The organism is uncultured Clostridium sp., from assembly GCF_934754915.1.
GTDB lineage: Bacteria > Bacillota > Clostridia > Clostridiales > Clostridiaceae > Clostridium.
In genome coordinates this window covers 1-14589 of record NZ_CAKVKB010000086.1, presented here as the reverse complement: position 1 = coordinate 14589, position 14589 = coordinate 1, and the positions used below count along the sequence as shown (strand labels likewise).

Annotated in this window: 13 protein-coding genes and 1 pseudogene; 12 read left to right on the top strand and 2 right to left on the bottom strand. The window is 27.6% G+C overall.

Going from position 1 to position 14589, the window contains the following annotated elements:
• From Q0F58_RS12795 to Q0F58_RS12780, 4 genes and pseudogenes are all read left to right on the top strand, one after another.
• A pseudogene (locus Q0F58_RS12795) lies at positions 1 to 259 on the top strand (hypothetical protein); the annotation flags it as partial.
• Positions 260 to 515: 256 nt separating this feature from the next.
• The gene (locus Q0F58_RS12790; protein WP_294377190.1) at positions 516 to 1271 is read left to right on the top strand and encodes a histidine phosphatase family protein; all 756 of its coding nucleotides are present in this window, start codon (positions 516 to 518) and stop codon (positions 1269 to 1271) included.
• A 216-nt stretch (positions 1272 to 1487) separates the two neighbouring features.
• Positions 1488 to 3362 carry an LTA synthase family protein gene (locus Q0F58_RS12785; protein ID WP_294377188.1) on the top strand — a complete coding sequence of 625 codons (1875 nt, stop codon included), beginning with the start codon at positions 1488 to 1490 and terminating at the stop codon, positions 3360 to 3362.
• 710 nt (positions 3363 to 4072) lie between these two features.
• On the top strand, positions 4073 to 4801 hold the full coding sequence (locus Q0F58_RS12780) for an amidohydrolase family protein (protein ID WP_294377186.1): 729 nt from the start codon (positions 4073 to 4075) through the stop codon (positions 4799 to 4801).
• Positions 4802 to 4930: 129 nt separating this feature from the next.
• On the opposite strand, the gene Q0F58_RS12775 is transcribed toward Q0F58_RS12780, so the two are convergent.
• Complete coding sequence (locus tag Q0F58_RS12775; protein ID WP_294377180.1) at positions 4931 to 5527, bottom strand: HNH endonuclease; 597 nt, start codon at positions 5525 to 5527, stop codon at positions 4931 to 4933.
• Positions 5528 to 6177: 650 nt separating this feature from the next.
• Between Q0F58_RS12775 and Q0F58_RS12770 the strand changes: the two genes are divergently transcribed.
• From Q0F58_RS12770 to Q0F58_RS12735, 8 genes are all read left to right on the top strand, one after another.
• Positions 6178 to 7020, top strand: coding sequence for a Cof-type HAD-IIB family hydrolase (locus Q0F58_RS12770; RefSeq protein WP_294377178.1), 843 nt, complete (start codon positions 6178 to 6180; stop codon positions 7018 to 7020).
• Positions 7021 to 7199: 179 nt separating this feature from the next.
• Complete coding sequence (locus tag Q0F58_RS12765; protein ID WP_294377175.1) at positions 7200 to 7706, top strand: AAA family ATPase; 507 nt, start codon at positions 7200 to 7202, stop codon at positions 7704 to 7706.
• A gap of 317 nt (positions 7707 to 8023) precedes the next feature.
• Entirely contained in the window at positions 8024 to 9511 is a 1488-nt protein-coding gene (yjeM, locus tag Q0F58_RS12760; RefSeq protein WP_294377172.1) for a glutamate/gamma-aminobutyrate family transporter YjeM, read from the top strand.
• A gap of 396 nt (positions 9512 to 9907) precedes the next feature.
• The gene (locus Q0F58_RS12755) at positions 9908 to 10603 is read left to right on the top strand and encodes a hypothetical protein (RefSeq protein ID WP_294377169.1); all 696 of its coding nucleotides are present in this window, start codon (positions 9908 to 9910) and stop codon (positions 10601 to 10603) included.
• Positions 10596 to 10991 carry a GntR family transcriptional regulator gene (locus Q0F58_RS12750; protein ID WP_294377166.1) on the top strand — a complete coding sequence of 132 codons (396 nt, stop codon included), beginning with the start codon at positions 10596 to 10598 and terminating at the stop codon, positions 10989 to 10991. Before Q0F58_RS12755 ends, Q0F58_RS12750 begins: the two co-directional genes overlap by 8 nt.
• A complete protein-coding gene (locus Q0F58_RS12745; RefSeq protein ID WP_294377164.1) occupies positions 10978 to 11853 on the top strand; it encodes an ABC transporter ATP-binding protein in 876 nt (291 codons plus the stop codon). Before Q0F58_RS12750 ends, Q0F58_RS12745 begins: the two co-directional genes overlap by 14 nt.
• 4 nt (positions 11854 to 11857) lie before the next feature.
• Entirely contained in the window at positions 11858 to 12928 is a 1071-nt protein-coding gene (locus Q0F58_RS12740; RefSeq protein ID WP_294377161.1) for a hypothetical protein, read from the top strand.
• A gap of 175 nt (positions 12929 to 13103) precedes the next feature.
• Entirely contained in the window at positions 13104 to 13412 is a 309-nt protein-coding gene (locus Q0F58_RS12735) for a ground-like protein (protein WP_294377159.1), read from the top strand.
• A gap of 275 nt (positions 13413 to 13687) precedes the next feature.
• Here Q0F58_RS12735 and Q0F58_RS12730 read toward each other — a convergent pair whose 3' ends face one another.
• Entirely contained in the window at positions 13688 to 14284 is a 597-nt protein-coding gene (locus tag Q0F58_RS12730; protein WP_294377156.1) for an NUDIX hydrolase, read from the bottom strand.
• Between the last annotated feature and the right edge of the window lie 305 nt (positions 14285 to 14589).

Sequence of the window (14589 nt, the reverse complement as noted above, 5' to 3'; positions counted from 1 at the left end):
AAATTATATATTTGGACAATCTGTGGATAACTTTGGAAAGAGGCGGAAACACACAGTCTGCGAAGCAGATTTTTTTACGTTGGAGAATATAGAAGATTTTCATGAGTCATATTATATAGAACTTCTAGAAAAGAGCTTTGGACTTGATGATATAAGTGATTATATATTTTATCCAGATTTAAAAGGTGTTGAGGATGAACCATTAAAAATTGCAGAAAAAATAATAGAGGATTCCAAGAAGAAGTGTAAATTATTATAATTAAATTCTATTTTGTACAAGATAATCTTTGTGAAATGTATGAAATTATTCTAATATCACAATATTCAAATAGTAAATGAATATTGTGATATTTTTTTATGTTTGTAATATTATTTAAGGTTTTAGATTTATATATTTTTTTGAGAAGATTAATTTAAATAATAAATTATACATGTTATAATTTAACGATAAAGGAATGTATATTAACAAAAACAAAAATTAACCATTAAGTTTGTAAATGGAGGAAAATAATGTGATGAATAATAAAGAAATATCTAAATCAGACAAAGTTGAATTGTATAGAGGAAAAGGAAAAATAAATTTATATTTGATGCGACATGGAGAAACAATATTAAACAGGGCAGGGAGAACTCAGGGATGGTGTGATGGAGTTCTTACAGAAAAGGGAATTGAAGTAGCTGTAAATGTTGGACTTGGACTTCGTGATATTAAATTTGATGGAGTATACAGCAGTGATTTAAGAAGGGCGGCAAAAACAGCAGAAATTGTAATTGATGAAAACAGAGCAAGCGGCAATGTGAAGCTTAAAGAACTTAAGGAACTAAGAGAAGTTTATTTTGGAAAGTATGAAGGAGGAATTGATAAGGTCATGCTTAATGATATTTTAAGCTATCTTAAGGTGAGTTCTATAAAAGAAGCTGAACAAAAATATGAGTTCCAAAAGGCATATTGTGATACGACTGCAGTATTAGACGAAACAAATGAAGCAGAAGATTACGACACAGCAATTAAAAGAGTGATGGGAGGAATAAATAAAATATGCAGTGCCCATAGTGTCAATGAGGGCTGTAATGTACTTCTTGTAATTCATGGAGGAATATTGAGACTTATAATAGATTATCTTGATAAGAATGTGGATATAAGAAAAATGGACAATTCATGTATATGCAAAATTTTATATAACAATGGAAAATTTGAGGTGGAATCAGTAAATGATATGAGTTATTGTGAAAAGGGAAAAGCCTTGAGAAGAGAGGAAAGTATAAAATAGACGGACAGTAATATCTAAATTAAAATATGAATTATAATTGAACATTATATATGAATGAAAGATAAAATATTAAGGTTTCATTACAATGTTTATGAAAAAAAATAAAAGTGGTATAATGTGAAAGGCACTCAATAAAAAATCATTGTATGATTAAAAATGGACAATTCATATGATGAATTAAAAAGTATATTTATATTAGATAAGTGAGGTGGGACCTTGGGTAAATTTAAGCTGAAACCAAAAGAAGCAGTTGGAAATAATCTACATAAGGACAATATAGTGAGACTGATTTTCTTTTTAATTCCAGTAATAGCAATAGTATTAAAAGGAATTATTTTTCAAGGGTTTGTATCAAGTGAAAATCCATATTCATTTAGTTTTTCAACTGGATATGGAATGGTTTCAATAGTATCTTTGGAATATTATATTGCTTTTGCATTATTATTTGTTAGTTTTTCTCTTTTATTTAAAGGAAAAGGGAGAATAATCTATGTGTTCATACTTGATATAATAGTAACACTATTATTTATACTTGATGTATGGTATTATAGAGGATTTAATACAGTACCATCAGTATTTCTTTTGACACAGACATCAAATCTTGACAATTTATCAGATAGTATAAAATCAATGATGAGTTCTTTAGACTGGCTGTTTATAATTGATTTTGTAGTCATAGGTGCATATGCTTATAAGTTTAGAAAGTTTTTTACTAATGAAGGGAAGAGATGCATAAAAGGATTTTTATGTACATTTGTACTTCCATTTATATTTATAGCTTATGTTCCATTTAATATTTATGTATTAAAAAATCCAAATGTGAAAAATGCATATATAATTGCAGGAACTGATCCAACATATACACACAGATATCTATCAACAATAGGATATCATATTCATGATGCAGTTACTGTATATTATAATACGAGACCTTATGAACTTACAGATGAAGATAAACAGGACATTGATGAATATTTTAATTTCAAAAATGAAAAACTTCAAGATAATGAGTATTTTGGTGCTGCAAAAGGAAAGAATCTTATTTATGTACAAGTGGAATCCTTGGAAGACTTTGTAATAGGTCAGGAAGTAAATGGACAGGAAATAACTCCAAATTTAAATAAACTTGTGCAAAAATCAATTTATTTTCCTAATATATTTGAGCAGGTTAATGAAGGAACTAGTGCAGATTGTGATTTTATTTCAAATACATCTCTTCTGCCAGTAAGAAGAGGGGCTACGTTCTTTAGATATCCTTTGAATGATTACAATTCAATGCCTGAAATTTTGGAGAAAAATGGATATAGTACAAGAGTAATACATTCAGATAAGGGTTCTTTTTGGAACTATGAACTTGCATTAAGCGGTGGAATAGGATTTAATGAATTTAGAGATTATTATTCATTTGAGCATGATGAGTGGATTGGAATGGGATTAAGTGATGAAAGTTACTTTAAACAAGTTGTTCCTATGATAAAGGAAATGAAAGAACCATTTTATACAATGACTGTAACTTTAACAAGTCATGCGCCATTTAATATTCCAGAAGAATATAGGGAATTAGGTCTTGATGAGGAATTAAATGAAAATAAACTTGGAGGATATATTGAAAGTGTTCATTATACTGATAAGCAGATAGGAAAATTCCTTGAACTTCTTGAAAATGAAGGAATACTTGAAAACAGTATAGTTGTATTTATGGGAGATCATACAGGTGTACATAAATATTATAATGATGACATTTCAAAACTTTCAAATCAGGAAGAATGGTTTCAGGATAATGGAGGAAGAAGGGTTCCAGTAATAATTTATGATCCATCACAGAAAGCAGCTCCACAAACTATTGAAACATTTGGAGGACAAATCGATATGATGCCTACAGTATTATATCTTCTTGGAATACCTTCTGATGAGTATAATATGACTTGTATGGGAAGAAATCTTCTTAATACTGAAAAATCATTTGCAATAATAGTAAATGGAAGCATAAAAGGAGAGGAAAATCTTACAGAAGACGAGAAGACAATAGTATCAAAATCTCTTGATATTTCTGACAAGATGATAAGAGCAAATTATAATCCTTATAATTAGATGATAAGGGCAAAGGTATATAGATTATAAACAGACATACAAAATATAAATTTATATTTTGTATGTCTGTTTTTTGATTAAAGAAACTATAGGTTTGTAAAAAAGGTTGAGTGAATAAAATAGTTAAAAATTTTATAATTTTATAATGTATGGGTACATTAGACAAAAGTAAAAAAGCATGGTATATTTTGCAATGAGAGAAAAATAGTATGATATTTCTCTCTTTTTGAATACATATATCAAGGAGATTTGAGTACATAAGAAATTGAATTAAAAAGCAAATCTGAAGAAGATAATGAAATAATTGTTATAGTTTATAATAAGTTCATTTATTAAATAGACTAAAATTGGATAAAAATAAACTAATATGAACAAAATTAATTAAGATAAGGTACTAAAATAATTTGAATTAAAAAGATTAATCATAGTATGAGAATATAAGGTATATAAAAAGATTTATTAACGGAATTGAGCAGGATAGTATATGTTAATGTAAACTGTTCATATATAATAAGATATGGGGATATACTATAATTTATGGTTTAATTGTTATGGTTGTTTTTAACAATTAGAGTGTGAATTAAATTTTAAAATTACAGTATAAGAGTAAGTAACATAAATTAAGATTAAAAAAATAAATAAACATTTTATAAAAAATTAAGATACACTAAAATAACTCAAAGTTTTATATGATAACGGAGGAGAGTAAGATGAAAAAAATTGATGCACATGCTCATATAGGCAATTTTGGAGGATGGGCTAATGTTTCTATTAGCGCAGATGAACTTATAAAGCAGATGGACGAGTATGAAATTGAGAAGACCATATTATGTAGTACAGATAGTTTTGATAATGATAATGTTGTTGAAGCGTATAAAAAATACAAAGATAGATTTCTTCCAATTGTTTTTACAAATCCATATGATGGAGAAAAAGCTGTTAAAAATATTTATCATTATGTTAATGATGAAGGATTTAAGGGAATAAAACTTCATCCATTACAACATGCATATGTTGCTGATGATGAATTTCTTGATCCTATAATGCAGGCAGCAGAAGATTTAAATATTCCAGTATTCATACATTGTGGACATCCACCATATTCACTTCCATGGAGTATAGCACTTCTTGCTGAAAGATTTCCAAAAGTAAAAGTAGTTATGATACATATGGGACATGGACATGGAGTATATATAGATGCAAGTATGAAAATGGCTAAAAGACATCCAAATTTATATCTTGAAATGTCTGGAATGCCAATGAACTCAAAAATTAAAGAGGTATATGAAACAATAGGTAAAGATCGTATAATGTTTGGAACAGATGCACCTTTTCATCACCCTACCATTGAGATGCAGAAAGTGATAACAAGCGGTCTTGATGAAAAAGCCCTTGAAGATGTATTCTATAATAATGCAGCAAAGCTTATGAATATTTAATATTACAGCTTTGAACAGATATTGAAAATATGAAAAGCAGATAAAACATTTTTTATGTTCTATCTGCTTTTTTAAACACCCGCTTTTAGATTAGTTGTTGGTTTGAATATGTATTTAAAAGTGTTTTTATTAAGATTCCTTGACTTCTAAATTATTTCTTCTGTTATCTAATGGATTAAGGTTAATGTGATGAACCTTCATTCCTTCTTCAGGTTCCATAAGAAATTCATCAAGACGAATTCTGCCATTTTTAGTATTAGCAACTACCATCATTTCATTTCCTTTGTGATAAACAACCCAGTTGTATCCATCTTTTATTACTTTATCTACATCAGACATAGAGATTAAGGCTTTATGTTTTGGATTACCAAATTTGTCTCTTAAGATCACAGCCATAGTATCAAAATCAACTTTTTCACAATCATTTTTAAGAGTCCTGTTGTATATTTCAAGATTTGCTTTTCTATTATCCAATGTATCTCCATTTAAGTGTTTTATTGGAGTTTTTGGATTAACATCAAGAATTACAGATTGTATACTTACTTTTTCAAATTTTGTCTTTCCATTTACATTGTTTTTTACTAAAGTCTGAACAAGGTAATTATTGAAATCCTTATGCCATTCAGCAAACCATGTACCGATTTTTTTTACCTTTTCAACATCTGAAGTATCTATTTTACATGTAAGTTCAGCGCCATTTTTTTTCAGCACTTTTATTTCAGTCACTACATCTTTTGTAATATATGTATTTTCAGCAGTTTTATAATTAGTATTAATTTTAATACACCTCTTTCACAATTTATAAAATTTAATATTCAAATTTATTGTTATAACTTAACAAGCATGACTTAAAAAATGTTGCATATTTTTAAAAGCATTCCATTATTATAGCAGAATATTCAAATAAAATATACACTTTGATTCCGATATTGTAAAGAAAATTTTAATATATATTACAATTAACAAAGTACAATGGACAATTAACAGTGAATGAGGAAATGTTTCCAAGATTTCTTTGGAATTTTTATGTATGTTAAATTAATTTTAGATATGATTTTAATATTGTTATATAGATAATTAATAATCTGCAATCTATAATTATGCATCAGTTTAATACTGAAATCTATAAATTTATAAAAAACATATTGTAACATAAAAAAACAAGTTACTTTTTAAAGTATAATGTTACAAATATACAGCTGTTTGTAAATGTATACTGAAATATATGTTATATTGTTCTTAAGAACAAGTTGCAGAGATAGGATTCAAATCAGCAGGTAATTATTTTTTTACATTTAAATATTGTATTTTATATGCAACCTTAATCTTGCAACATGTATGTATTGAATAAATGAAATTTTATGGAGTGATTTAGTATGAAAGAAAAAATAATTTTTTTAGATATTGATGGTACATTATGTAATGATGAGGGAAATGTTCCAGTAAGCGCAGCAGAGGCAATAAAAAAAGCAAGAGAAAATGGTCATAAGGTATTTTTATGTACAGGACGATCTAAAGCAGAAATATATGATTTTATAATGGATATTGGTTTTGATGGAGTTATAGGTGCAGGAGGAGGATATCTTCAAATTGAAGATAATATGGTATATCATAAAAGAGTAACTTATAACAATGTAAAGCATCTTGTAGATTTTTTTAATGACCACAATGTAAATTTTTATATTGAATCTAATGGGGGATTATATGCAAGTAAAAATCTCATGTCACAGCTTGAGAGGATTGTTTATGGAGATTTAGAAAATGATCCAGTTGCAAGAGAGAAAAAGGAAAAAAATCCTGATCATTTTGTAAATACACTCATAGTTGGAGAAGATTTATATAGGGATGATGTAAATAAGGCATGTTTTTTAGAGCCATCAGATATAACATTCGATGAAATAAAGAAAGAATTTGAAAATGAATTTGAAGTATATAGATGTACAGTAAGTGCATTTGGAGAAAACAGTGGTGAGCTTGGAGTTCCAGGTGTTCATAAGGCAACAGCAATAGAAATACTTTTAAGGTGTATAAATGCTGAAAAAGAGGATACAATAGCAATAGGTGATGGAATGAATGATGCAGAGATGCTAAAATACTGTAATATAGGTATTGCAATGGGAAATGCAAAAGATGGACTTAAGGAAATTGCAGATGAAATTACAGATACTCATGATAATGATGGGATTTATAAAAGTTTTAAAAAACATAGACTTATTTAATTAGTTCAAAGCATTTGTCATACAGTCTTCAGTAAAAAAATCAAATTTAATATAGTAATATCAAAAACTCATCTTTTTTATTATAATAAATGAAGATGAGTTTTTTTACAATAGTATTTATAGTGTTAAAAATATAATAAAGCATTTATATTTAGCTGTATATTTTAGGAGGACAAGATTTGAAAAAATTAATAATAATAAATGGAACAATGGGGGTTGGAAAAACTACAGTAAGCAAATTGCTTTATAAGTCTCTAAACAATTCTTTCTGGCTTGATGGAGATAGCTGTTGGTATATGAATCCATTTAAGGTTACAGTGGAAAATAAAAAAATGGTAATTGAAAATATATGTTATCTGCTTAATAATTTTATCAAAAATTCAATGTCACAATATATTATTTTCAACTGGGTAATACAAACTGATGAGATAATGAATCTTGTTTTAGATAACATTAATTTGTCAGATGTTGAAGTATATAAAATTACCCTTATGTGTTCTGAAGAGATTTTAATTAAGAGGATAGCAAAAGATATTGCAGCTGGACTTAGAAGTTCAGATAGTATAAGAAGAAGTTTAGATAATTTAAAATTATATAGAAAAATGAATTCTTTTAAGCTAAATACTGACAACAAAAGTGTTGATAAAATTGTACAGGAGATTATAGAGATAGTTGATAAAAATTGAAATAAGTATGATTAATGTCATGAATTATAGAGTTCACGGCATTTTTATTATGCAGAAATAATTTTCTGAAAATTCTTAAAAAAGAAAATAAAAATTTTATAAAAATCTTTTTAATGAGACTTGATACAATATAATAATAAAAAGAAAAACGGGTAAAAATAATAAAGAAATAATATTAAAGTATTAAAAAAAATAAATAACTATCAGAATTATTTATTCTAATATACAAATGTGTTATAAAAAACGATTTGATTTAGAAAAAGAACGATAGTATCATACTAACATATTAAAAACTGAATAACGAAGGAGAAAATAAAATGGGAAATAGTGAAAAACAAAAGAAACTTACATTAGTGACATTGATTCTTATGATTTTTACATCAGTATTTGGTTTTGCTAATATGCCAAGATCATTTTATCTTATGGGATATGGTGCAATTCCGTGGTTTATTCTTGGAGCAATAACCTTCTTTCTTCCATATGCATTTATGATGGCTGAATATGGTGCTGCGTTTAAGGAGGAAAAAGGAGGAATTTATTCATGGATGGAAAAAAGTGTAGGACCTAGATATGCATTTATAGGACTATTTATGTGGTATGCGTCTTATGTTATATGGATGATAAATATATGTTCAAGTATATGGATTCCTTTATCTAATATGATTTTTGGAGTTGATAGAACATCAGAGTTAAGTTTTTTAGGGTTAAATTCAACTCAATGCCTTGGAATTTTAGGAGCAATATGGGTTACATTAGTATTTATAATATCTAAAAGGGGTATGAGCAAAATAACAAAAATAACATCTGTTGGAGGCATTGCATGTGCTCTTCTTAATGTTGTTTTAATAGCAGGAGCTGTAATTGTTATTGTATTAAATAAAGGAGTTTTAGCACAGCCTGTTGATAGTGTGATGTCATTTGTAAATTCACCTAATCCATCTTATCAGAGTGTGATTTCAATACTTTCATTTCTTGTATTTGCAATTTTTGCATTTGGAGGAATTGAAGCAGTAGGTGGTCTTGTTGATCAGACTGAAAATGCAGAAAAAACATTTCCCAAAGGAGTTGCAATAGCTGCAATAGTAATTTCAATCGGTTATGCAATTGGAATATTTTGTGTTGGAGTTTTTACAAATTGGGAGACAACATTATCAGCTGATAATGTTAATATGGCAAATGTTGCCTATGTAGTCATGAATAATTTTGGTTATACTTTAGGAACATCTATGGGGCTGAGTACTAGAGCAGCGGTTCAAATTGGTAACTGGGTTGCACGATTTGTAGGACTATCAATGTTCCTTGCGTTAACAGGTGCATTTTTCACATTATCATACTCACCATTAAAGCAGTTAATTGAAGGAACACCACAAAAATTATGGCCAGAGAAGTTCTCAAAGATTGATAAAAATGGAATGCCATCAAATGCAATGTTTGTGCAGACTATAATAGTAGGAATTATGGTACTTTTAATAGCAATGGGTGGAAAAAATGCAAAAGCCTTCTTTGAAATGCTTGTATTGATGACTAATGTTGCAATGACAATACCATATTTATTCTTATCAATAGCATTTATTTCATTTAAAAGAAAAGATGATATAATAAAACCTTTTGAAGTTTATAAGAGTAAAGCATTTGCAATGACAGCAGCAGTAGTGGTTACAGCAACAGTAGGATTTGCAAATGTGTTTACCATAATAGAGCCAGCACTTAAAGGTGATGTTATCTCAACTATTGCAATGATTGCGGGACCTGTAATATTTACAGCTGTGGCATTAATTATCTTGTATTTTGGAGATAGAAAGTAGAAAATGATTTTTAAAGCTGAATTCTGAAAAAGTTACAGAGTTCAGCTTTTTTGTTATAGTTGAGCAAAAGTCAGCTGTAATATTCCTTTTTTATAGATTATGATAGCAGTACTTTCATATATTATATGATAATTAGTCTGTAAATTAAGAAATATACTGTTAGAAGTTACAATATAGATAAAATTATAGATGAAAATAAAATAAATATTGACTTAAGGATGAGAGTGTTATAAAATCTAAGTGTACTAGGTCAATTAGTACACTATGTACAGTATGACAATATAGCAGAATAATTTTGATTAAAAGCAGCTTAATCAAAATTTCTGAATATCATGGGAAAGATATTAATAAGGTCGGAAGTACAAAGCATAGTAAATACAATTAGGAGGGAAAGATATGAAAAAATCCACATTGGTAATTTTAATTGGAGGTTTTGTGGTTTTCAGTGCGTTTTTAGGACCTTTAAATCAGAAGAAGGTTTATGAGAAAAAAGAAAACTTTACAAGTACTCAACAGATATTGGATGTTTTAAATGAAAAACCAATATTAGCAGCAAATGAAAGATTTGCCATGAAAGAAACAGATGATTTCCTTGAATGTCTTTCACAAAGGAAGCGAATTACTGATTCACAATTTCAGTTTGCCAAAATCAGTATCGAGGAAGTTATAGAAATGGATGAAAAAACAAAAGATAGTATGTTGAATTATTACGAAAAGCTAAGGAATAATTTTACAAAAGCCAGACCTGTTACTAAAGAAGAACCAGTCAGACTTAAAGTGAAAAAATATTCATATGAGTTTACGGATCCTTACAATTATGAAATTAAAGAAGATATTAATGAAGACAAAAGTGCAACAATAATAGATGCTGTCTTTATAGATGAGGGAGAAGGATATGTTATTGACTTTTTTAACTTTTTTGATGAAGGGTATGCTCCAGATTACGCAAGACTGAGTGCTGATATTGATAGTAATATGTTTCATGATGGAAGCATACAGAAGCCAGATACAGATAAATTTTATGAAGATATTGATGAAGCTGAAATTAAGGATGAATTAACAACTGATGAAGAGGTAGATGGCGATGCTTAAAATAGATCCTAGGAGTAGTACTCCTATATATGAACAGATAGAGCTTGGAATAAAGGAGCTAATATTAAAAGGAGCATTAAAACCAAACGATAAGCTTCCTTCAGTGAGAGAAATGTCTTCTATATTAACAATAAATCCAAATACAATAAGCAAAGCATATGGAGAATTAGAAAGAGAAGGCATAATTGAAACATTGAGAGGAAGAGGTACTTTTGTTACAGATAACTTTAAGGGGAAGGTTGATGAAAAAAAGATGGAATATATTCAGGGGGAACTTAAAAAAATAATATTAGAAGCAAATTATGGAGGAATATCAAAAGATGATTTTGTAAATTTGGTTCTTGAGATTTTTTCAGAACTGGGGGTAAATGAAAATGATAGAGGTTAATAATGTTTCATTTGAAATAGATGGGAAAAAAATACTTAAAGATATTAATCTTAAGATTTCAGAGGGAAAGATATATGGAATAATAGGTCCTAATGGTGTAGGAAAAACAACTCTTTTAAGATGTCTTACTGGAATTTATCAGGTTACTGAGGGAAAAGTGACTTATGATGGAGAAGATGTTTATGACAATCCAAAGGTAAAGGAGTTGATAGGATATGTAGCTGATGAAAATATAATGCAGACAGGATTCAGGGTAAATGAAATATTGAAATTTTATAAATATTCATATCCTAATTTTGATGAGAAGAAATATAATGAACTTAATAAAATTTTTAAGATACCAGAAAAAAGATTTATATTTCAACTTTCTAAGGGAATGAAAATGAGGCTTTCAATAATGCTGGCTTTTTCAATTCATGCAAAATATCTTGTTCTTGATGAACCGACTTCTGGGCTTGATGCAATATTAAAAAATAAACTTTTAAAGATATTTGCTGATGAAGTTTATGAAAATAAGACTACTATAATCATAAGTTCACATCATCTTAATGAGCTTGAAAGAATATGCGACGATGTTGCAATATTAGATAATGGAATAGTGTCTTATGAAAATTCTGTTGAAAATATGAAGAATAAAATAAAGAAAATCCAAGTGGCATTTGATGAGCCGGTTTATGAAGAAGATCTTAATCTTAAAGGAATATTTAATATTTCAAAGGTGGGAAGAGTTTTTACAATTATAACTGATGAGTATGATGAAGAATTCTTAGATAATCTTAAAAAATTCAAACCTTTATTTATTGAAGAAATTGATCTGAGCCTGGAAGATATATTCATATATAAGGTTGACAAGGAGGATTAGTGTGATGAAAAAATATTTAAATAAAGGTTTAATGTATCATTGGTTCAATTCTGCAAAGATGATGATATTTTTAGGGATTATTATCTGGGGAGTTTCCTATTGGGGTAGTATTTTAAGTGCAATGAATCAATTATCAAATGAGCTTTCTTATGAGTTCTTGAATACTTTCAAAATATCAGGTATTGATGAATTTTTTATATTGGGAATCATATTTATATTAATTCATTTTGCATCTCATGGAATGAGTAAAATAAGCAATAATATGTTTCTTACAAAAGCTCCATATACAAAGATACAGATAAAATTTAATGAATTCATATGCCTTATGGTTACTCTTGGAGTGTTCATTTTAGAATATCTTTATCTGAATTTTATGGCATATATAAGATATTATAATCTTATGACAATTGCTGATGGATTTTTTACAATGACTTTTGTAGATGTTTTAAGAATATTTGTTTTAGGAATAACAGGAATACTTGTTTTACTTATAATAGATTCAATGTTTTCAAATGTTTTTATAGGATTAGTATGTATGATAACTTTAATTCCAATTTCTTTTATGTCTATAGCTAGAAAATTCTTTACAATACTTGATTATATATATGTTGGTAATGACAAGAGTGTTTTGGATATTATATCAGATAGAATTTATTATAGTTTAAATATTGGACGTTTTAATATTCCTAATTACATTTCTGGATATGAGGGTACATTAAATTTTTCAACAAGTATTTTTATAAAAGAAATATTATTGGTATTCATATTTGCAATAATATTATTTGCTATATATATTTTCATTCAAAAAAACTTTAAACTTGAAAGCAATACAAAGATTTTTACATCCAAATTAAATGAAAAAATAATTACTGTTTTTATTTCTCTTGGAATAGGAACCATTTTATCATATATACTTGTGGAATCTAATCTTAAAAATATTGTTGGCATACATGAATATCCACCTTTTGAAGGAATGAATCTCTTTAAATATATGAGCCTTGATATTGTTATTACTATTTTTATTAGTATAATTGTATATAAAATTGTAAATAAGATTGTAAAGAGTATTGAATAAATAAAATAGAAAAAAGGATGGCATATTTTCTACTAATATTCATGAAATGGATAAAATTTATTATTAATTGCTGCAAATTAATAAATAAGGTATCCATATTACAAAAATAATTATAAGAACAAAAATCAGCTTCTATGAATAGTATATATTAACAAATGAATAGGAGTTGATAAACATGTCAAAAAAATCTGGTGACTGCTGCTGCTGTAATAGGTGCTGCTGCAACAAATGTTGTTGTAATAAATGCTGCTGTCCTCAATCATGCTGTTGTCAATGTCAGCCTTCATGCTGCTGCAGCAATCAATGCTGCTGTAACAATGGATACAATAATGGTTTTGGATATGGAAATGGCTATGGTAATGGATTTGGCGGATTTGGAGGCTGCTGGTGGATCTGGATTATCTTGATTTTATTCTTCTGCTGTGGCGGATGGGGCTTCGGCGGAGGATTTGGAGGATATGGATATCCAGGATTCTTCATTTAGACTCTGGGTCTTAATAAGGTAGTAGTTATAGAGTAATCTTGTTATGATATAATAGGGGCGCTTAATATAAAGCGTCTCTATTATAATTTTATTAATAATATCTAAGTTTATACATATATGTTTCAATAATAAAATTACATAATAATTAAAGAAATCTTTTCAAAGTTTCTTCTCTTATTGCCAATTGTTAATTGTAATATATATTAAAATTAATATTTGTTTTGTACAAATTTTGAACTAAAAATATGACTAATAATATTAAAAAGATTATATTTCTATAGTGTATGCTTTAAAATTTTAGTATTAAATTTTTTATATAATTTTATCATATAAGGTTCAGTTGAATATTTATCTATTTCATTTATTGGAATCCACATTACACCGCTATTTTCATCTTCTTTTACAATAAGTTCTTCATGTTCGTCAGCTTCAAGAAGATATGATACGGAAAGATGAAGATGACTTGACACATATTTGTTATTTTTTATATGTCCATTTACAGTAAGAACATCTAAAGATAATATTTTATTAGAAAGTACTTTGAAATTTTTGATTCCAGTTTCTTCAACAGCTTCTTTTACAGCAACATGTATGAGATCCTTGTCTCCATCTGCATGTCCTCCAGTCCATGACCATGAATTATATATATTGTGGTATATCATAAGAACTTTTGTACGGTTTCTGTTGACTATATATCCTGAACTTGTAATATGAGCAATAGGATTTTCACGAAATAGAATATCATCATATTGATTTATGCATTTTAAAATAAGTTTTTTATCTTGTTTTTCCTGTTCATTATATGGAACATAATCAATTATTTCTTGAATCCAGTCATAGTCAGGATAGTGCAGAAGATTATCATTTTGCATAAAGCTTTCCTCCTTGATTTTAAATGATTTTACACATATGTTGTAATTATTGTTTTATGTTTCAAATCTTGCATTTTGTATGTTTCATTTAGATTTTAATTTGGTGATATATACTTTTATAATATATACATTCTAATAATAAAACTACATAATATTAAAGAAATCTTGAAAAGATTTCACCATTCATTGTCAATTGTCCATCGTGCATTATTAATTGAAATATATATTATTAACTTGACTTGTGCATTAATTTAAGAAAATTTACCATTGGTTTTTAATTCGTGTTTTACCATTATAATTTTTTA

Excerpts from the sequence above, each read along its gene's own strand:
- Q0F58_RS12790 (WP_294377190.1), top strand. The coding sequence starts at position 516 with ATGAATAATAAAGAAATATCTAAATCAGACAAAGTTGAATTGTATAGA.
- Q0F58_RS12780 (WP_294377186.1), top strand. The coding sequence starts at position 4,073 with ATGAAAAAAATTGATGCACATGCTCATATAGGCAATTTTGGAGGATGG.
- Q0F58_RS12770 (WP_294377178.1), top strand. The coding sequence starts at position 6,178 with ATGAAAGAAAAAATAATTTTTTTAGATATTGATGGTACATTATGTAAT.
- yjeM (WP_294377172.1), top strand. The coding sequence starts at position 8,024 with ATGGGAAATAGTGAAAAACAAAAGAAACTTACATTAGTGACATTGATT.
- Q0F58_RS12755 (WP_294377169.1), top strand. The coding sequence starts at position 9,908 with ATGAAAAAATCCACATTGGTAATTTTAATTGGAGGTTTTGTGGTTTTC.
- Q0F58_RS12750 (WP_294377166.1), top strand. The coding sequence starts at position 10,596 with ATGCTTAAAATAGATCCTAGGAGTAGTACTCCTATATATGAACAGATA.
- Q0F58_RS12745 (WP_294377164.1), top strand. The coding sequence starts at position 10,978 with ATGATAGAGGTTAATAATGTTTCATTTGAAATAGATGGGAAAAAAATA.
- Q0F58_RS12740 (WP_294377161.1), top strand. The coding sequence starts at position 11,858 with ATGAAAAAATATTTAAATAAAGGTTTAATGTATCATTGGTTCAATTCT.
- Q0F58_RS12735 (WP_294377159.1), top strand. The coding sequence starts at position 13,104 with ATGTCAAAAAAATCTGGTGACTGCTGCTGCTGTAATAGGTGCTGCTGC.
- Q0F58_RS12730 (WP_294377156.1), bottom strand. The coding sequence starts at position 14,284 with ATGCAAAATGATAATCTTCTGCACTATCCTGACTATGACTGGATTCAA.